17 protein-coding genes are annotated in these 18008 nt (G+C 64.1%); 9 read left to right on the forward strand and 8 right to left on the reverse strand.

Annotated features, from left to right (window positions below):
• Nucleotides 1-7 precede the first annotated feature (7 nt).
• Complete coding sequence (locus HS961_RS00165; protein ID WP_182325823.1) at nt 8-526, forward strand: OsmC family protein; 519 nt, start codon at nt 8-10, stop codon at nt 524-526.
• Between the two features lie 32 nt (nt 527-558).
• On the opposite strand, the gene HS961_RS00170 is transcribed toward HS961_RS00165, so the two are convergent.
• The 5 genes from HS961_RS00170 to HS961_RS00190 are packed head-to-tail and all read right to left on the reverse strand — an operon-like array spanning nt 559 to nt 4470.
• Nucleotides 559-1176 carry a hypothetical protein gene (locus tag HS961_RS00170; protein WP_182325824.1) on the reverse strand — a complete coding sequence of 206 codons (618 nt, stop codon included), beginning with the start codon at nt 1174-1176 and terminating at the stop codon, nt 559-561.
• Nucleotides 1176-1694 carry a carboxymuconolactone decarboxylase family protein gene (locus HS961_RS00175; RefSeq protein WP_182325825.1) on the reverse strand — a complete coding sequence of 173 codons (519 nt, stop codon included), beginning with the start codon at nt 1692-1694 and terminating at the stop codon, nt 1176-1178. Before HS961_RS00175 ends, HS961_RS00170 begins: the two co-directional genes overlap by 1 nt.
• Before the next feature lie 15 nt (nt 1695-1709).
• Nucleotides 1710-2696 (reverse strand): Bug family tripartite tricarboxylate transporter substrate binding protein, encoded by a 987-nt coding sequence (locus HS961_RS00180; protein ID WP_182325826.1) that lies wholly within the window; start codon nt 2694-2696, stop codon nt 1710-1712.
• A gap of 30 nt (nt 2697-2726) precedes the next feature.
• A complete protein-coding gene (locus tag HS961_RS00185; RefSeq protein WP_182325827.1) occupies nt 2727-3560 on the reverse strand; it encodes an SDR family NAD(P)-dependent oxidoreductase in 834 nt (277 codons plus the stop codon).
• 22 nt (nt 3561-3582) lie between these two features.
• Entirely contained in the window at nt 3583-4470 is an 888-nt protein-coding gene (locus HS961_RS00190) for an amidohydrolase family protein (RefSeq protein ID WP_182325828.1), read from the reverse strand.
• 93 nt (nt 4471-4563) lie between these two features.
• Between HS961_RS00190 and HS961_RS00195 the strand changes: the two genes are divergently transcribed.
• The 3 genes from HS961_RS00195 (at nt 4564) to HS961_RS00205 (ending at nt 8976) form a co-directional block, all read left to right on the forward strand.
• The gene (locus tag HS961_RS00195) at nt 4564-5451 is read left to right on the forward strand and encodes a LysR family transcriptional regulator (RefSeq protein ID WP_182325829.1); all 888 of its coding nucleotides are present in this window, start codon (nt 4564-4566) and stop codon (nt 5449-5451) included.
• 266 nt (nt 5452-5717) lie between these two features.
• On the forward strand, nt 5718-8156 hold the full coding sequence (locus tag HS961_RS00200) for a membrane-bound PQQ-dependent dehydrogenase, glucose/quinate/shikimate family (RefSeq protein ID WP_182325830.1): 2439 nt from the start codon (nt 5718-5720) through the stop codon (nt 8154-8156).
• Nucleotides 8157-8292: 136 nt separating this feature from the next.
• The gene (locus HS961_RS00205) at nt 8293-8976 is read left to right on the forward strand and encodes a TetR family transcriptional regulator (protein WP_182325831.1); all 684 of its coding nucleotides are present in this window, start codon (nt 8293-8295) and stop codon (nt 8974-8976) included.
• A gap of 134 nt (nt 8977-9110) precedes the next feature.
• Here the strand turns inward: HS961_RS00205 and HS961_RS00210 are convergent, their stop codons facing one another.
• Nucleotides 9111-10481, reverse strand: coding sequence for a hypothetical protein (locus tag HS961_RS00210; RefSeq protein WP_182325832.1), 1371 nt, complete (start codon nt 10479-10481; stop codon nt 9111-9113).
• Nucleotides 10482-10632: 151 nt separating this feature from the next.
• On the opposite strand from HS961_RS00210, the gene HS961_RS00215 reads away from it, so the two are divergent.
• The 5 genes from HS961_RS00215 to HS961_RS00235 all read left to right on the forward strand — a co-directional run bounded on the left by HS961_RS00215 (nt 10633) and on the right by HS961_RS00235 (nt 14897).
• Nucleotides 10633-11550: a LysR family transcriptional regulator gene (locus HS961_RS00215; RefSeq protein WP_182325833.1), complete on the forward strand. Its 918-nt coding sequence runs from the start codon at nt 10633-10635 to the stop codon at nt 11548-11550.
• A 79-nt stretch (nt 11551-11629) separates the two neighbouring features.
• Entirely contained in the window at nt 11630-12547 is a 918-nt protein-coding gene (locus tag HS961_RS00220; RefSeq protein ID WP_238347725.1) for a tripartite tricarboxylate transporter substrate binding protein, read from the forward strand.
• A gap of 323 nt (nt 12548-12870) precedes the next feature.
• The gene (locus HS961_RS00225; RefSeq protein ID WP_182325834.1) at nt 12871-13596 is read left to right on the forward strand and encodes an OmpW/AlkL family protein; all 726 of its coding nucleotides are present in this window, start codon (nt 12871-12873) and stop codon (nt 13594-13596) included.
• 216 nt (nt 13597-13812) lie between these two features.
• A complete protein-coding gene (locus HS961_RS00230) occupies nt 13813-14397 on the forward strand; it encodes a DJ-1/PfpI family protein (protein ID WP_182325835.1) in 585 nt (194 codons plus the stop codon).
• Between the two features lie 62 nt (nt 14398-14459).
• Nucleotides 14460-14897 carry a hypothetical protein gene (locus HS961_RS00235; protein ID WP_182325836.1) on the forward strand — a complete coding sequence of 146 codons (438 nt, stop codon included), beginning with the start codon at nt 14460-14462 and terminating at the stop codon, nt 14895-14897.
• A 60-nt stretch (nt 14898-14957) separates the two neighbouring features.
• On the opposite strand, the gene HS961_RS00240 is transcribed toward HS961_RS00235, so the two are convergent.
• Both HS961_RS00240 and HS961_RS00245 read right to left on the reverse strand, forming a co-directional pair.
• Complete coding sequence (locus HS961_RS00240; protein WP_182325837.1) at nt 14958-15944, reverse strand: siderophore ABC transporter substrate-binding protein; 987 nt, start codon at nt 15942-15944, stop codon at nt 14958-14960.
• Nucleotides 15945-16017: 73 nt separating this feature from the next.
• Complete coding sequence (locus HS961_RS00245) at nt 16018-17937, reverse strand: ligand-gated channel protein (RefSeq protein ID WP_182328044.1); 1920 nt, start codon at nt 17935-17937, stop codon at nt 16018-16020.
• Nucleotides 17938-18008: the final 71 nt, after the last annotated feature.

The following is an 18008-nucleotide window of genomic DNA, read 5'->3' on the forward strand; positions in this document are numbered from 1 at the left end:
AGTCGCCATGAGCCTCAACGAATTTCTGGTCCACAAGCGCAAGGCGGTTCTGGCCCGCGACCAGCGCATCAGCGATGGCGACGTGGGCCCCAGCCCGCTGCATGCCAAGGTGACGGCCGAGGGCCGCACCGGCCTGCGCCGCATGCGCATCCGCGACCACCAGATCATCAGCGATAGCGCCAACGGCTTTGCCGGCTACGACCTGGGCCCCAGCTCGCCCGAGCTGCAACTGGGCGTGCTGGGCACTTGCATGGTGCACATCTTCGAGATCCAGGCCGCCGCCATGCAGGTGCCGCTCGATACCGTCGAGGTCGATGTCTGGGGCAGCATGGATGCGCGCGCCGGCACCCCCGGTTTTGAATCACTGCCGCGTGGCCTGCAAGGCATCCGCTATGAAGTGCGCGTGGGCTCGCCCGCCAGCGATCAGCAGATCGATGCGCTGTATGCATCGGTCGAAAGCACCTGCCCCATCCTGAGCCTGCTGCGCAATCCGCAGGAAGTGCATGGGCAGTTGGTGCGGGTTTAAGAAGCTGCTCTAAGAGCAAGTGTTCAAGGCGCCTAAGCCAGCGCCTGCGTATCAAACATGGTGCGCCGGGTATTCGTGAAATGCGGCCGCACCCGCGCGCTCCAATCTGTACCTCGCACCGCCAGCCATGCCGGGCAGCCCATCACCTCGGCATCGACCAGGTCATAGCAGGCGAGCGACAGCGGGCCATGGTCCAGGTTCAGGTAGCGAAAGGCCTGGGCAGTGCCGGCCACACTGGCCAAGCCAGGCAGATGCTCCTGGTCATACCAGGCAAACAGATCGTCCTGCCAGCCGGCCTCGGGGTCCATCTCGACGGCGTAGTGAACGGGGGTGGCCTCGCCCTGCGCGGGGCCGATGCGGTGCATCACCAACTGCAGGCGCGATAGCTCGCCAGCCACCAGGCCAGCGATGCCCGCGCCCTGCAAACGGCGCTCAGCCTGCACGGTGTACTCGGCGCTCAGTGGCTGGGGGCTGCTGAGTTCAAAGTACAGATAGGCGATGCCCTGCGATTGCTGGGCCACACGCACCAAACGCAGATCAGCAAAAACGTCGCGCAGCAAGGCTAAGGCGGCCTGCGCCAGTGCAGTGGCGGTTTCATTCACCGCTGGCGTGCAGCGCAGCAGCAGGCTGTCGATGACAGGTGTGGACATCAGTGGCCAATCTCAAAAGCGTTCAGAAACCGCGACACCATGTTGTAGGCGCCGATGGTGGCAAACAGCTCCACCTGCTCCTGCGCATTGAAGCGGGCGGCTACCTGCGCAAACAGCGGCTCGGGCACCTGCAGATCGCGGGTCAGTGCATCGGTCACCGCAATCGCCAGTTGCTGCAGGCTATCCCAGGCCGGGCTGGCGGTGGTGCTGGTGTCGCGCGTCGCATCGATGGCGGTCTGCGTCACACCAGCCTTGAGCGCATGCGGCACATGGGCATCGAACTCGTAGGCGGCCTGGTTGAGCATGGCCACCCGCAGGATGATCAGCTCGCGCAGCCCGGCATCGATGCTGCTGTAGTTGCGCACGGCAGAGAGCATCTGCTCCCAACCCTTGGCAATGGCGGGGCTGTGCAGCAGCACCTGGTAGAGCGGCGAGATGCGGCCACGCTCGGCCTGGATCTGTTGCTCCAAATCGGCCAGGGCACGGCGGGTGCCTGGCTCAATCGCTTCAATGCGCATGGCAGTCTTTCAATCTCAATCGGGGGTGATGCGGTTGCGGCGGATGATGGCGGTCCACTTTTCCGTGTCGGTCGCCAGCTGCTGGGCCAGCGCTTCAGGACTGGAACCCACCACCTCGGCACCCGAGGCCTCGATCTTGCGCTGCACATCGGGTGCATGCAAGGCCGCATGAATGGCGCGGCTCAAGCTGGCCGCCACCTGGGGGCTGGTGCCCTTGGGGGCAAACACCGCATACCAGTTGTTCGAATCCACACCCTTGTAGCCCAGCTCGTCAAAGGTGGGCACATTCGGGTAGCGGGCGCTGCGCTTGGCAGCGGCAATGCCCACGGGCCGGAACTTGCCGCTGTCGATGGCGCCCACCAGGCCGGGAATGTCGCCAAAGAAGCCATCGACATGGCCGGCCATCAGGTCGGTGATGGCAGGGGCCGCGCCCTTGTAGGGCACATGCATCAGGTTCAGGCCAGCCGATTCATTGAGCTGGATAGCGGCCAGATGCGGCACGCTGCCGGTACCTGACGAGGCCATGGTCATCGGCTTGTCCTTGCGCTGGCTGGCGGCCTGCACAAACTCCTTGCCGTCCTTGAAGCTGGTCTGCGCGTTGACCACCATGATCTCCACGTTGTTGACCACCAGCGAGACGGGCACCAGGTCGCTGGCGGGCTTGTAGTTCAGCTTCGGATAGAGCGCGGGGTTGATGGCCACCGCGCCTACGCTGGTCAGCCACAGGGTCTTGCCATCGGGTGCGGAGCGGATCACGCTGTCGGCGGCAATCGCGCCGTTGGCGCCGGGCTTGTTTTCCACAATCACCGGGTGGCCCAGCTCCTTGGCCAGCTGCTGCGACATGCTGCGCGCAATGAAGTCCACCGGGCCGCCGGGCGGAAAAGCCACCAAGAGGCGCGTCATATCGCTTTGCGCCATGGCACTGCTGGCGCAGCCCAGGGCCGTGCCCAGCAAGGTGGCATGCAGCCACTGGCGGGCGGAGGGAAAGGCTTGGAATCGCATGGTTGTCTCCTTGTTTAGTCTTGTCTTGCTTTAGCCGCAGCGCACGGTCATACCGCCGTCCACCACAATCTCGGTGCCCGTCACAAAGCGCGATTCGTCGCAGGCCAGGAACAGCGCCGCATTGGCGGTGTCGCGCCCATCGCCCATGAAGGGCAGCGGAATGCGCGCCTGGCGCTGGGCCAGCAGCGCCTCGACATCGCCACCGGCGCGCTGGCCGGCCAAGCGGGTCTCGACCATGGGCGTGTGCAACTGGCCGGGCACGACGGTGTTCACGCGGATGCGGTGCGGCGCGTACTGCACGGCCAGCACCTTGGAAAACTGGATCACCGCCGCCTTGCTTGATGCATAGGCAATCTGCGCCGCACCGGTCCAGCGCATGCCCGAGGTCGACGAGATATTGACGATGCTGCCCGCGCCCTGCGCCTGCATCAGCGGCAGCACCGCCTTGCAGCACAGAAACACGCTCTTGAGGTTGTAGTCCAGCTGGGCGTCCCAGACCGCTTCGTCCATCTCCACCGGCCCGCCCTTGGCCGAGCCGCCCACGTTGTTGACCAGCACATCGATGCGCCCCAGCGCCGCCTTGCAGGCCTGCACCGATGCGGCGATCGAGGCCGGGTCCATCACATCGCAATGGCCCGCCACAAACTGACCACCGGCACTGCGGATGCTGTCTTCGGTCTCGCGCAGCGCCTCGGCATTGCGGTCCACGCCAAACACCAGCGCGCCTTCCTGCGCAAAGCGGATCGCAGTGGCGCGGCCATTGCCCCAGCCGGCGCCTGCGGCCCCGGCACCGGTGATATAGGCCACCTTGCCGGCCAGCCGGCCTTGCGGGTTGACAGGGGTGTGGGCATCAAAAATCGGCATGCTTTTGTTCCTCGTGCACGTTTCAGGCGGCAAAGCGGTAGAGGCGCTGGGGGTTGTCCACCAGCAGGGCCTGCAGATGCGCCGGGTTGGCGCTGAACTGCGCCAGCGCATCGACCAGCACACCGTCATCGGGCACATGCGTGTGGTTGGGGTGCGGCCAATCACTGCCCCAGAGCACGCGGTCGGGCACATGGGCCACCAGCTCCTGCGCCCGCGCAATGCCATGCTGGTAAGGCGGGGTTGCATCAATGCGGTCGATACCGCTGACCTTGACGTAGAACAGCGGCTGCTCCAGGAGCCGCAGCAGTGCCTGAAAATCGGCGCCGTCCCCGCCCAGCGTGGCATCGACACGGCCCATGTGGTCAATCACTACCGGGCAGGCCGATTGCTGCAGCACGGGGCCCAGGCTGTGAATCAGCGCGCTCTCAAAATGGATCTGCAGATGCATGCCCAGCTCGGCCAGCATCGGCGTCAGAACCACCACGTCCTCAACCGATGCACCGGTGTTCAGGTGCTTCATGAAGTTAAAGCGGATCGCCCGAAAGCCGGCCGCCGCCAGGCGCTGCAGCTCGGCAGGCGTTACCGACAGCGGCACCAGGGCCACACCCAGGTAGCGGCCGCCGCCATGGGCAATGGCATCCTCCACCACGCGGTTGTCATAGCCATGGCAGGCCGATTGCACGATCACGCAGCGGCTGATGCCCAAGTGGCGGTGCAGCGCAAACAAGGTGTCCTTGCCGGCATCGGCAGGGGTAAAGCTGCGCGGCTCGGCATACGGAAAGGCATTCACCGGGCCAAACACATGCACATGGCTGTCGCAGCTGCCAACGGGCAGCACCAGGCTGGGCTTGGAGGGCGCCAGCATGTAGGTCTGTACGGGCTGCTGGAGGTGGGGGGTCGGGGCGTTCATGCAAGGCCATCAAAGAGTCGTCTTGAGCGCATTGTGGAACTCCCAACTTTTTAATCACCTATAAAATCCAAATACCAGATATAGAGGTGATGCATGGATTTTGTGCGTTTGCGGTATTTCATGGCGGTGGCCGAGGCGCAGAGCTACAGCCTGGCGGCCGCCGCGCTGAACCTGAGCCAGCCGACTCTGAGCCGCCAGGTGCAGTTGCTCGAAGCCGAGCTGGGCCAGCCGCTGCTGGAGCGCCATGGCCGGGGCGTGCGGCTGACAGAATCGGGCAAGGCCATGCTGGCCCATGGGCGCAGCATCAGCGCGGCCGTCGACGCCGCCAAGGCCGACATGGCCGAGCGCCTGCAAAGCCCGCGCGGCAAGGTGCGCCTGGGCTTGCCGCCGCTGGTGGCCAGCCTGATCACGCCCGATGTGGTGCAGCAGTTTTTGCAGGCCTGCCCGGATGCCTCGATCATTGTCGAAGAGAGCCTGAGCATTCGGCTGCGCGAATGGCTGCTGGCCGACCGGCTTGATGTGGCCGTGCTGTTTGACCCCAGCCACACCGCCCAATTGCTGACCGAGCCGCTGACACGCGAGCCCCTGGTGCTCATCAGCACCCGCCCCTTGCCCGAGCGGGTCAAGGTCGCCCAGCTGGTGGACTACCCACTCGTCCTGCCCAGCCGCCCACAAGCGCTGCGCATGATTTTTGACGATGCCGTGGAAGACCAGCAGCTGCCGCTGCGCATCGTCGCTGAGGTGGATTCGATCAAGATGGTGCTGTCCTTGGTCGCCCGCAATGTGGGCTGCTCGGTGGTGCCCGCCAGCGCTGTGAAGACCTGGCCGGGCAGCGCGCCGGTGTTTACCGCCCAGGTCAGCCATCCTGTGATCCGCAACCGCATCGTGCTGGCCACACCGGCAGCCCGGCCGCACAACCGCCTGGTCAAGGCCGTGCACGGCATTCTGAAGCCGCTGATGAAGCAGCACTTCAGCGCGTAAATCTTCGCCGTTTCAGCGCCCTTCAAGCCAGCATCTGTGCCCGCCAGAGGAGACTCGGCGGCTATTTATTTCAGAAGTTCTTGAAATGTCCGGTACACATCAGGCAGCGATGGACTTTATTTCTCACCACAATGGACATTTTTTCTCACACAAGACAAGGCCTGTAGCAAGGACCGCCCAGGGCCCTCTGCACAACTCCCCATCCCGGGCGTTGTGGAGAGGGTTCTCCGCCGTCTGCCCGGGCCCACAACCATTCGAGGATCGATATGACACAACAAGCGCGTACACCGTCACTGGCCGTGCGGCTGCTGCTCGGGATATTGGGGGCAGTGTTGGCCATTGCCGGCTTGGCCTTCTTGGTCGGCGGCGGCAAACTCATCAGCCTGGGTGGCAGCTGGTACTTTTTGCTCGCAGGCCTGGGACTGCTGCTGTCGGGCGTGCAGGTGCTGCGCGGCCGCCGGTCGGGCGGCTGGCTGTACCTGGCTACCTTTGCGGCCACGGTGCTCTGGGCCTTGGCGGAAGTGGGGCTGGACTACTGGAGCCTCGTCTCGCGCCTGCTGGCGATGACCTTTGGCGCCGCAGTGGTCAGCGCCTGCCTGCCGCTGCTGCAAGGCGGCGCCCCGCGCGCGCGCAACAGCAAGGGACCGCTGGCATTGGCAGCGGTGCTGCTGCTGGCGGGTGTGGCAAGTTTTGCCTCCATGTTCCAGATCCATCCTGAGGTGCAGAGCCAGGCCGCCATCAGCCGCAAGCCGGTGGATGCCGCCAGCGCGCAAAAGGACTGGAGCCACTACGGCAACGGCACGAACAATGACCGCTTTGCAGCGCTGGACCAGATCAATGTGGACAACGTCAACCAGCTGCAAGTGGCCTGGACCTTCCACACCGGCGATGTGCCCAAATCCACCGGCGCCGGTGCCGAAGACCAGAGCACCCCCCTGCAAGTGGGTGACAAGGTGTTTGTCTGCACCCCCAGCAACAACGTGATTGCGCTGGATGCCGACACCGGCAAGCAGCTGTGGCGCCACGAAACCAACTCGCATGTGGGCGGTGTCTGGGAACGCTGCCGGGGCCTGGCCTACTTTGATGCCAATGCGCCGCTGCCAGTGCCCCAGGTGGCCGGTTCCTCACCCGTGCAGCCCGTTGCGCTGCCCGCTGGCGACCAGTGCCAGCGCCGCATTGTGATGAACACCATCGATGCGCGCCTGTTTGCGATCAATGCCGACAACGGCGAGCTCTGCGCCGGTTTTGGCAACCAGGGCATTGTCGATCTGAAGCAAGGCCTGGGCACCATCGCCAACCCGGCGTACTACACCCTCACATCGGCCCCCACCGTGGCGGGCACCACCATCGTCGTCGGCGGCCGTGTGGCCGACAATGTCCAGGTCGATATGCCGGGCGGCGTGATCCGTGGCTTTGATGTGATGACCGGCGCACAGCGCTGGGCATTTGATGCGGGCTCCAACACGCCCAACGAGGTGCTGGCCCCGGGTGCCACCTACACGCGCTCGTCCGCCAATGTGTGGGCAGGCACCACCTACGACCCCAGCTCCAACACCGTCTACTTGCCGATGGGCTCGCCCTCGGTGGACTTGTATGGCGTGCCCCGCTCCGCAGCCGACCTGAAGTACGGCGCCTCCATCCTGGCGCTGGATGCCTCCAGCGGCCAGGAGAAATGGGTCTACCAGACGGTACACAACGACCTCTGGGATTTTGATATCCCGATGGCCCCGACCCTGATCGATTTCCCTAAAAAGGATGGCAGCACCACACCCGCCCTGGTAGTGGGCACCAAGGCCGGCCAGATCTTTGTGCTGGACCGCCAAAGCGGCCAGCCGCTGACCCAGGTGGACGATGTGCCCGTCAAGCCCGCAGGCATTGCCGGCGAAAAATACGCCCCCACCCAGCGCGTCTCCGTCGGCATGCCGCAGATTGGCACCCAGACCCTGACCGAAGCCGACATGTGGGGCGCCACGCCGCTGGACCAGCTGGTCTGCCGCATCAAGTTCAAATCGATGCGCTATGAAGGCCTGTTCACGGCGCCGTCCACCGATGTGTCGCTGAGCTTCCCCGGATCGCTGGGCGGCATGAACTGGGGCGGTATCTCGGCTGACCCGAACAACCACCTGATCTTTGTGAACGACATGCGACTGGGCCTGTGGGTGCAGATGATGCCGCAGAAGCCCAAGGCCACGCTGTCTGACGGCGGCGAGCAGCCCAACACTGGCATGGGCCAGGTGCCCCTGGGCGGCACGCCTTATGCGGTGATCAAGGACCGCTTCATGTCGCCGCTGGGCATCCCCTGCCAGAAGCCACCGTTTGGCACGCTCTCGGCCATCGATATGAAAACCCAGCAAGTGGTCTGGCAAGTGCCTGTGGGCACCGTGCAGGACACCGGCCCGATGGGCATCAAGATGCGCCTGCCTTTGCCCGTCGGCCTGCCCACCCTGGGCGGCAGCCTGTCCACCCAGGGCGGCCTGGTGTTCTTTGCCGGCACGCAGGATTACTACCTGCGCGCCTGGAACACCGCCAACGGCCAGGAGATCTGGAAGAGCCGCCTGCCGGTGGGCAGCCAGGGCGGCCCTATGACCTACCAATCGCCCAAGACCGGCAAGCAGTATGTACTGATCTCCGCCGGCGGCGCGCGCCAGTCGCCCGACCGTGGCGACTACGTGATCGCCTACGCCTTGCCTGACAAGGCCCAGTAAGCACGCAGGGGCCACGTTGCCCCTGCACCCGCACCGAGCCATGGCCTGCATTGCAAGCCATGGCTTTTTTGTGCTCCAGCCTCGGCGAGGAGCGCGCATGTTACGCTTGCCCGCTTGAGTCCACGGAGATCCGGCAGTGAGCAAGCAGCAAGGCCAGCAAGAGCCAACCTCTCAACCCCCCCAGGCAGATGAGCCCAGCACATCGGCAGGCATGCGCCAGGCCTTGCTCGATGCCGGCAAGACCGAGTTTGCCAACTATGGCTACGACGGCGCCCGGCTCGAACGCATTGCGGCCAAGGCCGGCTGCGCTAAGCGCATGCTGTACTACTACTTCGGCAACAAGAAGGATGTGTACCTGGCCGTCATCGAGCAAAGCTACACCGACATCCGCGCCTCCGAAGAAAGCCTGAACCTGGACGCATTGGAGCCCCTGCAAGCCCTGCATGCGCTGGCCCAGAAAAGCTTTGACTACCACGCCAACAACCAGGCCTTCACCCGCCTGGTGCTGCAGGAGAACTTCCAGGGCGGGGAGATGCTGGGCCAGGTCTCCAACACCGAATCCCTGCGCCGCGCGGCCCTGACCCCCCTGGAGCGCATCCTGGAACGCGGCGTGGCCCAGGGCCTGTTCAAGCCCGAGGTCACTGCCACTGATGTGCACTATTTGATCTCCGCGCTGAGCGGCTTTCGCATCGACCACGCCGCCACCTGGCGCAGCCTGCTGCAGGTGGATTTGCTGGGTGACGCCTTGCGCGAGCGGCATCTGCAGATGCTGCTGGACCAGGTGGATGCGTTGGTGTGTGTGCGGGCATCAAAAGGCTGAGGGCAGTCGCAGAAACACGGCCCGGTGTGCCGTGTTTTGCAGCAAGTTTTGCACCGGCCATAGCTTGGGCCAGTGCAAAAATCATGGCCCGCTTGCCTGTGGCACCCAAGCACCGGGGGCAGCGCCAGCAGCAATCACTGCGGACGTTGGCGTGGAACGACGCGTGTGGACAGCGCCGGTGACGTGTAGCTCGCATCAAAGCTACAGCCCTTGCCGTAGGTAGCCTCCATGCCCAGGCAGGCACTGGCGATACCGGCAGGCGTGGGTTTTGTACCCGTGTTCACCCACTGCAGCAGCGCGTCCATCAGTGTGGGATAGGTGGGATCGCTGATAAAGCTGTGGGTGCCATTGGTGGTGAAGGTCTGCACCAGACGAGCAGCACTGCCGCCTTCTTGCATCACCTCGCGGAAACGAGAATCAAGCTCCACAAACGCGGTCGGGTCGCTGATCCATTTGGTCGAGAGCACCGGCACAGGGATCTTACCGACCGGGTCGGTGTCGGCGGCAAACTTCTGGTAGGCGGCAGGGTTGGCCTTGTAGCGCAGCACGCCGGCATTCAGGGCGGCATCGTCCCCAGAGCCGCTGTAGACCGCGCCTTCATTGCCGAACGGGCTCTCGCCGCCGGTGCGCTTGGCGGAGATATCCTGGAAGTGCATGGTCGCCCAGTTCATGTGCGACTGGATGGCGCTCTCCGGAATTTTGATCACATTGACAATCGTCTGGATCTTGGCCTTCTGCTCGGGGGTGCGCTCGGCAGCGGGCTTGTTGAGCGCCAGGCATTCGTTCACACGCAGCGCCACATCCGCCTGCTTCATCGTGACATTGGCGGGCAAGCCGAGGTTGAGTGCGTAAGGCTGCTCGCTGGGGCGTGGGTGGTTGCCACACAGGTACTGGTAGACCACGCGCAGATCAAGCCGGAAATCGTAGGAACGTGTGCCCCCACCCAGCACGCCGCTGGTGAGCAAAACGCCATCATAGGGACGCTCGCCCACGGTATCTACCGTGAACATCTCCGCGCCCTTGGCCGCCACGCCAGCGCCCCATGACTGGCCATGCAAGATGGTCTTGCTGGGGATCGCCACATGCTTGCGGAAGATGCCGCGCAGACGTTCCGTGTCTTCGGCGGCAGCGCGCACTTCGACACCGCCCTGGCGGTAGGACGAGCCCGCCCATGCGTAGCCGGATTTCACCATGATGGACCAGCGGGTCAGGTCTTCCATGGAGCGGTCCAGATCGGGCGCGGCCAGATCGGGGCCTCCATGCGCATGCATCACCAGGATGCCATTCCATTTCGCCGGCACCGCAATCATGTAGAACGCGCCCTTGGAGTCGCGGCCGGACAGGCATTTCGCGTCGGTGGGAACATCGGCAGGGCAGGTGGCCACAACCGGCGCTGCCTCGTCGGACGTGGAGGGCCCTTGCAACACCAGGGAGCCGTCGCCGCAGCCGCTGAGCGCGAGCAGCGCCAGCAGGGGCAGGCCGAGTTTGGGAAGATGTGATTTCATGGTTTTGTCTCCTATCAAGCGTTTTTTATGTCTGAGGCTCCCCGCACGACTGGCGGACCAGCGCTTGGTTTTCGAGGGCTTCGCTATTCTTGGTCGGCTTGCGAAATATTTCAAAGATTTCTAAGATATCAACTGCATACTTTTTAAATATATGGAATTGCGTCATCTCCGGTATTTTCTTGCGGTGGCCGAATGCGGCCACATCACGCGTGCCGCAGAGCGCCTGGGCATCCAGCAGCCGCCGTTGTCGCAGCAGATTCTGGCGCTGGAGAACGAGCTGGGCAGCGCGCTGTTTCGTCGCCATCCCAAAGGCGTGGATCTCACCGATCTCGGTCATGCGTTGCGCGCAGAAGCCGAACGGCTGCTTGGCGACTTTGCTGCCATGCAGCAGCGCATCGAGGCGTTTGCGCGCGGCGAGCGGGGCCATCTGCGCATAGGCTTCACCAGCTCGGCGGCGGCACATGCGTTCACTCCGGAAGTGCTGCGCACCTGCCGCAAGTCGCACCCCGACATCCTGCTGAGCGTCAGCGAGAACAACGCCGCGGAAATCACCGAAGCCGTCGCGGCCCAACGTCTGCATTGCGGCTTTTTGCGCGTTCCGGTGGCACACCCGGAGGGATTGGCGTTCGAGCCCCTGCTGCAGGAAGAAGCGCTGTTGGCCATTCCGGTGGACCACCGATTGGCGCACAACAGCGCCCAGCCCGTCATGCTGGAGGAGCTCGATGGCGAGAAACTGGTGCTGGTGCGCAGGCCCGGTGCGCCGGGCCTGTATGCCAATCTGCTGGCGCTGTGTGCACAACGCCATGTCCATGTGGAGGTGGCCGCCGAAGTCGAGCGCATGATGACCAATGTGAACCTGGTGGCTGCAGGCGTGGGCTTGTCCATTGTTCCGGCATCGATCAAAGGGTCACATCGCCATGCCGTGGTGTATCGCTCGCTTGATCCGTCCCTCGATCTATGGGCGCCGCTGACCTTGGTGTACCGCGCGCATGACTGCGATGGCCCGCTGGGCACGGTGATCGCCTTGGCCAAGAAGCTGGCCAAACGCCATGCCTCCAAAAGCAGGTGAACCTATGTCCGCATGGCCCAAGCTGAGCCCGGCAAACACCCAACGATGGTCGCGCAGGGCCATGCTCCTGAGCGGCTTGATGGGCGCATCGCTCCTGATCCCGAAGGGCTGGGCCGCCCAGAGAAGGCCAGGCGCTGGTCTCAAGATTCTGGTGGCCTATCCACCCGGCGGTGTGAGCGATCTGGTAGCGCGCGCCTTGGCCAAAGCCATGGCCGATCAGCTCCAGACGCCGGTGATCGTCGAGAACCGGTCCGGCGCGAGTGGGACCTTGGCGCTGGAACTCCTGCAACGCAGTCCGCCCGACGGCCAAACGCTGGTCTTTACCGCCGCCGCTGCGGTGGGCCTGCTGCGCCACGCGGCTGCGCGGCGTGCCCCCAGGTCCGCAGCCGCTGCGCCATTGCCGGTGCAGCCCGTGGCGGGTGTCATGCGCACGCCGCTGCTCTTAGTCGGCACCTCCGCGCTCCAAGCCTCTACTTTCGCCGACATGATCGAAGCGGCACGCAAGCACCCCGGCATGCTGCGCTGGGCGACGACCGGTGAAGGCACGACAGGGCACACCGTGCTGCAACGCGTGAGTCAGCTTGCGGGCCTGCGCATCATCCATATTCCGTACAAGGGTGGCGGGCAGCAATTGACGGATGCACTCGGTGGCCACTTCGAGCTGCTGTCGACCAACGTCGCACCGAGCCAACTCAGCGCCTTGCGTGACGGGCGCTTCAAGGCCTTGGCGGTAGGCGCGCCGCGCCGCCTGCCCGTGCTCCCAGAGGTGCCAACCCTCGCAGAGCTGGGTTACCCATCTGCGAATCTGGATTCCTTGTTCGGGCTCTTCGCCCCACCGGGTACGCCCTCCCAGGTGGTAATGCGCGTTCACGCCTTGATCGAGCAAGCCCTTCGCTCGCCTGCCATTCGCCAGAGCCTGCTTGATGCCAACAACCAGCCCTACGAGGGCTCTGTGCAGGACTTTGCAGGACAGGTGGAACACGAAACCGATCGTTAAGGCTAGCTGGTTTGTATGACATGTTTGGACTGCTGCATGGGGGTTGTGCATCCGGATCAGTCGCGGTTTAGACCCCTCCCGCGTGGAAAATCCCCGCCGCAGATCCACAGGCGCCTGCGTAAGAAAGGTGTGCTTTTACAACAAACTCCCGCCCTTTCCCATCTGCGTTTTCCCCAGGTCGCCACAAATTAGAACGAGTGTGCTTTTTTTGCTGAAATTCAGCGCTTACCCTGTCGACATGGCCGGCCGGTCTTCCTATGCTCTGTCTTCGAGACAAGCCAGATTTGACGATCGTTCAAACAGCAACCCAAGGAGACAAAGCAATGAAACAGGCCAAAAAATGGATGTGGCTGGCAGCCACCGCCTTGCTCGCAAGCAGCGCTTACGCACAAAAGGCGGGCGACTGGGTGTTAGGTGCCGGGGCGCTCAATTATTCGCCCCAGGACAAGAGCAAGCCGCTGACCTTCACGGAGCCCTTTGAACGCCAGATCGCTGGCTCAGGCGCCGATCTGAAAAGCTCCACCACCTTGGGCTTGAACGTGCACTACTTCCTGACCGACAACTGGGCGGTCGAAGGCGTGCTGGGCATTCCGCCGCGCCTCAAGCTCAATGGCGCTGGTACCTTGGCGCCCATTGGCGAGCTGGGCAATGCCCGCCTGTATGCGCCTTCGCTGCTGGGCAAGTACTTCTTTGGCAATGCCGATGACAAGTTCCGCGTTTCGCTGGGCCTGGGTGTAACCTACTCGCAGTTCCGCAGTGTGCGGCTGAGTAGTGGCCTGCAGAACACCTTGGGTGGTGCCATTGGTGCGCCTCCCGGTGTGGCCAAGACCACCGCCAAGATCGACAGCCAATGGGCGCCGGTCTTGAACATTGGCGCCAACTACGCCATCGACAAAAACTGGGGTATCACCTTCTCGGTGTCCTATGTGCCGATGAAGACCGATGCCAAGCTGACCACGACGGTCAATGGCAACAAGGTGGCGGTCTCGCAGACCCGCCTGACCCTGGACCCGATCATTCCGTTCCTGTACGTCACCTACAAGTTCTGATTGTCTTGTGAGGAGAAGCGCGCAGCGCCTGCGCTGCGCCCAACAAGTGGCCTGCATGCGATGCACGCCACAGCATGCGGTGGCTCCAAGCCATCTTTTGCCACCCTGCTCCCTGAGCAGGGTTTTTTTTGCCCGCAGCGGCCGCCCTTGGCATCTCCGCCGGCTCGGCCCACAATGGCGCAGGCAGACCCGCCTGAACCCAACGTTGGAGACCCTATGCCGGCCAAGAAAATCCTGATGATCTGTGGTGACTACTGCGAGGACTACGAAACCATGGTGCCCTTCCAGACCTTGCTGGCCGTCGGCCACCAGGTCCACGCGGTCTGCCCGGACAAGAAAGCCGGCGACCATATCAAGACGGCGATCCATGACTTTGAAGGTGCGCAGACCTACAGCGAAAAGCCCGGCCACAACTTCACGTTGAACGCGAGCTTTGCCGACATCCGGGCCGAAGACTATGACGCGCTGGTGATCCCCGGCGGACGCGGCCCCGAGTACCTGCGCAACAACGAGGCGGTGCTGGCCGCCGTGCGCCATTTCTTCACGGCCAACAAGCCCGTCGCGGCCGTCTGCCATGGCGCGCAGCTGCTGGCGGGCGCCGGTGTGCTCCAAGGCCGTACCTGTTCGGCCTACCCGGCCTGCAAGGCCGAGGTGGTGCTGGCCGGCGGCACCTATGCCGATATCGCGGTGGACCAGGCCTATACCGATGGCAACCTGGTGAGCGCCCCCGCCTGGCCAGCCCATCCGCAGTGGCTGGCGCAGTTTTTGGCCTTGCTAGGAACCCGCATCCAACACAGCTAAACGGTCAGCGCGGTGGCTAGTGCCCTGCAAGCCCTTGCCATCGCTGCTACCATCGCAGCCCCATGACCGCAGACAGCCACAGCCCCCACCTCGACGCCGGCAAGCAATTCGTTGCCGAAGCGCAAAAGATTGCCACCACGGATTTCGCCGCCGCCCGCGCCTTGTGGCAGCAGGCGGGCCAGGCTTTCTACCGTGCCCACCAGGCCGACCGCAACCAGCCCGAAGCCGCAATGCGCCTGGCGCAGGCCTGGATGGCCGAAGCCCATGCCTTGCACAAGGAGGGCTCGCCCAATGCCACGGTGATGTGGCAGAACGCCGCTGCCCAGAACGAGCTGGCCTTTGACCTGGACCCGCGCAATGCCCGCCTGGCGATGGCCGCCGCCAGCTGCCACCACTATGCCGGCGATGCCGAGGCGGCCGAGGCCTGGATGCAAATCGGCCAGCATCTGGCATCGGGCGGCGACCAAACCCAGGAATCTGGCGACCAGACCCCCGACTAGATTCCTTCTGGGCGCAGGTCTCAAACGGCTCTTAGGCTTGGTGATTCAAGGCTGAGCGGCTCAGCGTTGGCTCCAGGCACGCTTCAACTGCGCCGTCGTTTGCAGCATGGCCTGCGGGCCTGCCACACCCAGCAGGTACCAGACCTGCGGATCCAAAAACACCACCCGGCCCTGCTGGCCGGCGGCGCTGCTGCGGATGGCTTCGTTGTTGAACAGCTCGGTGCTGGCAACGACGGGCTTGCCATCGCGGCCGGTGGTGCTGCCGGTGCCGGCATTGCGGTCGATCACGTAGAGCCAGGCGGGGTTGAGCTGGCTGATGTCTTCCATCTTCATCGGCACGCCGCGCGGCTTGCTGGCATCGGCAGGGATGGCAGGTTGGACGCCCAGAACATCGTGCAGCAGGCCAAAGCGTGCGCCGGGGGGCTGGGCATTGATCATCGTGCTGATAGCCAGCACCAAGAGGCCGGGCGCCTGCTGCTGGGCCAGTGCGCGGGTGCTCTCCACCTCGCTGCGCACCCGCTGCATCAGCTGCTCGCCCTGGGCCTGCTTGCCCCACAGCGATGCCAGCGCCACCACATTGCGCTGCATATCGGCCAGCAGCTGCTGGTTGTTGACGCTCAGGTCCACCGTGGGCGCAATCTTGCTCAAGACGTCGTACTTGCCGGCGCTGCGGCCTGCCACAACGATCAGGTCCGGGCGGATCTGGCTCAGCGCGTCATAGTCGGGCTCGAACAGGGTGCCCGCTGGCAGGTAGCGCGCATCGGCATAGGCCTGCATATAGCCGGGGAAGTTGGCCTTGGCCAAGGCCGTCACCGGCAGGTTCAGCGCCTGCATCGTGTCCAGCGATGCCAGGTCATACACCACCACGCGTTGGGGCGCTAAGGGCACTGCCGTGCTGCCCTTGGCGTGTTGCACGGTGATGGTTGCCGGGGCCTTGGGGGTGGAGGGGGTGGCTTGGGCAAAGGCTGCCGGGGCAGCAAACAGCGACGTGGCGAGGGCGGCAGCGGCGCTGGCGCGCCAGCAGGCCGTGGTCAATGGCTGGGTCATGTCTATCTCCAAAAGATGCGAATCAATGCGAGGGTGCGGCGCCGGCAACAATGCGGGGCGCCGCGTGCTGGCGTTAGAACTTCAGGTTCATGCCGACCCAGTAACGGCGCCCGTCCTGCACGGTGGCGTAGTCTTCGTAGTACACATCCTTGTCAAACAGGTTGTAGATACCGGCGAAGAAAGTGGTGTTCTTGTTGTAGTGGAACGAGCCACCCACATCGAACATGGCATAGCTGCCAGCGACCCAGGTGCGCGAGGAGCGGCCGCCGGTAGGCTGGCTTTCCTTGCCACGGTAGGACAGCTTGGTCCAGCCGTTCCAGCGGTCAGACGGCTTCCAATCCAGGGCGACATTGAGCATGTGGCGCGGCAGCTGCGACAGCGGCTGGCCAGCAAACTCGCCGCTCTTTTGCTCCGACTTGGTGAAGGTGTAGCTGGAGTTCAGATCCAGGCTGCGCGCCAGCGGCATGGTCAACGTTGCCTCGATGCCGCGCGTCACCGCCTTGTCGATATTGATATTGGTGGTGGGCGTGTTGCCGGACGCATTCAAGGGACCGCATTCCGGGCAGGCAATGCGGGTGATCTTGTCGCGGAAGTCGTTGTCAAACACGGTCAGACCGGCCGACAGGCCGGCACCATCGTTGTAGAGCACCCCCACTTCCTTGGACAGCGATTTCTCCGGCTTCAGATCCGGGTTGCCATAGATATTGCCGCCCCGGCTGGCCTGGCCCCAGTCGCCCAGGGTCTGGCGCAAGGATGGCGCGCGGAAGCCGGTGGAGACGCCGCCCTTGACGGTCCAGCGCGGGTTCAGGTTCCACACGCCATAGAGGCGCGGGCTCCACTGCGATCCACCCTTGCTGTCGTCGTCAAAACGCAGGCCGCCGGTCAGCGCAAAGTCCTCGCGCAGGCGCCATTCGTCTTCGACAAACCAGGCGTACTGGGTGCGGTTGGCGGTGGTACGGTTGCTGCCGGGCAAGGTGTTGGTGGTGGTGTCGGTCAGGTCCTGTTTGTTGTAGTACAGGCCGGTGCTGACGATGTGCGCCTCGCCCACCGGAAGCACCCAGCTGCTGTTGGCCACCGTGTTCTTGATGGTCATCTCGCGCGAGATGTTGCGGGTCTTCTCATGCTGCACATAGGTATCCGACGAGGCCCAGCCCCAGCGGCCTTTGTGCTGCAAAGAGTAGTTCTCGCGCTCGAACTTGCGGTCCGACAGCTCGCCCGTCTCCAGCAAGGTTTTGCCGGGGGTGGAGATAAAGTGCTGCTTGGCCGAGCCCAGCTCGGCAATGATGTCGTGGTCTTTGTTCGGGGTCAGCGCAATGCGGGCGTTGAGCGCCTTGGTGTCGCTGTCGTTGTAGCCCTGGTAGATGCGGTCTTCGTCGCGCTTGCTGTAGTTGCCGTAGAGGCTGATGCCCAGCAACTCTTCCTTGATCGGGCCCGACAGGTAGAAGTTGCTCTGGTAGGCATTGCCGGATTCGGAGCGCTCTTGCAAGGTGGCATCGGCGCGCAGCGAGCCATGCCACTGCTTGGCCACCTTGCGCGTGATGATGTTCACCACGCCGCCCATCGCATCCGATCCGTAAAGCGAGGACATGGGCCCGCGCACCACCTCGATGCGCTCAATGGCTTCGAGCGGCGGCACCCAGCTTTGGTCAGTTCCCGTCGAGCCATTGGTCTGCGTCTCGCGCGTACTCATGCGCTTGCCATCCACGAGGATCAAGGTGTAGTTGGCACCCATCCCGCGCAGGCTGATGTCGTTGGAGTTGTTGTCCGACGGGGTCATGATGACGCCCGGCACATCGCGCAGGGCATCGTGCAAGTTGCTGTACGCGCCCTGCTCCAGCTTCTCGCGCGGGATCACGGTGATCGATGCCGGTGCCTGGGTTACCTCTTGCTCAAAGCCTGCCGCCGTCACCACCACGGTGCCCAGCGTCTTTTCGGGGGCCGTTGGCTCTGCGGCATCGGCCGCTTGCGCTGCCGCAGCGCCATGGACCAGCATGCCGGCCACCACGCCTGCGATGGCGCGCAGTGCATGGCGCTGGGGTGCCGATGGCAGCCGGTGGATATCAA

It is taken from the genome of Comamonas piscis (assembly GCF_014109725.1).
Lineage (GTDB): Bacteria > Pseudomonadota > Gammaproteobacteria > Burkholderiales > Burkholderiaceae_C > Comamonas > Comamonas piscis.

Bases quoted from the DNA above. Each gene is read 5' to 3' on its own strand.
- HS961_RS00165 (WP_182325823.1), top strand. From the start codon at position 8: ATGAGCCTCAACGAATTTCTGGTCCACAAGCGCAAGGCGGTTCTGGCC.
- HS961_RS00170 (WP_182325824.1), bottom strand. From the start codon at position 1,176: ATGTCCACACCTGTCATCGACAGCCTGCTGCTGCGCTGCACGCCAGCG.
- HS961_RS00175 (WP_182325825.1), bottom strand. From the start codon at position 1,694: ATGCGCATTGAAGCGATTGAGCCAGGCACCCGCCGTGCCCTGGCCGAT.
- HS961_RS00180 (WP_182325826.1), bottom strand. From the start codon at position 2,696: ATGCGATTCCAAGCCTTTCCCTCCGCCCGCCAGTGGCTGCATGCCACC.
- HS961_RS00185 (WP_182325827.1), bottom strand. From the start codon at position 3,560: ATGCCGATTTTTGATGCCCACACCCCTGTCAACCCGCAAGGCCGGCTG.
- HS961_RS00190 (WP_182325828.1), bottom strand. From the start codon at position 4,470: ATGAACGCCCCGACCCCCCACCTCCAGCAGCCCGTACAGACCTACATG.
- HS961_RS00195 (WP_182325829.1), top strand. From the start codon at position 4,564: ATGGATTTTGTGCGTTTGCGGTATTTCATGGCGGTGGCCGAGGCGCAG.
- HS961_RS00200 (WP_182325830.1), top strand. From the start codon at position 5,718: ATGACACAACAAGCGCGTACACCGTCACTGGCCGTGCGGCTGCTGCTC.
- HS961_RS00210 (WP_182325832.1), bottom strand. From the start codon at position 10,481: ATGAAATCACATCTTCCCAAACTCGGCCTGCCCCTGCTGGCGCTGCTC.
- HS961_RS00215 (WP_182325833.1), top strand. From the start codon at position 10,633: ATGGAATTGCGTCATCTCCGGTATTTTCTTGCGGTGGCCGAATGCGGC.
- HS961_RS00220 (WP_238347725.1), top strand. From the start codon at position 11,630: ATGGGCGCATCGCTCCTGATCCCGAAGGGCTGGGCCGCCCAGAGAAGG.
- HS961_RS00225 (WP_182325834.1), top strand. From the start codon at position 12,871: ATGAAACAGGCCAAAAAATGGATGTGGCTGGCAGCCACCGCCTTGCTC.
- HS961_RS00230 (WP_182325835.1), top strand. From the start codon at position 13,813: ATGCCGGCCAAGAAAATCCTGATGATCTGTGGTGACTACTGCGAGGAC.
- HS961_RS00235 (WP_182325836.1), top strand. From the start codon at position 14,460: ATGACCGCAGACAGCCACAGCCCCCACCTCGACGCCGGCAAGCAATTC.
- HS961_RS00240 (WP_182325837.1), bottom strand. From the start codon at position 15,944: ATGACCCAGCCATTGACCACGGCCTGCTGGCGCGCCAGCGCCGCTGCC.
- HS961_RS00245 (WP_182328044.1), bottom strand. From the start codon at position 17,937: ATGCTGGTCCATGGCGCTGCGGCAGCGCAAGCGGCCGATGCCGCAGAG.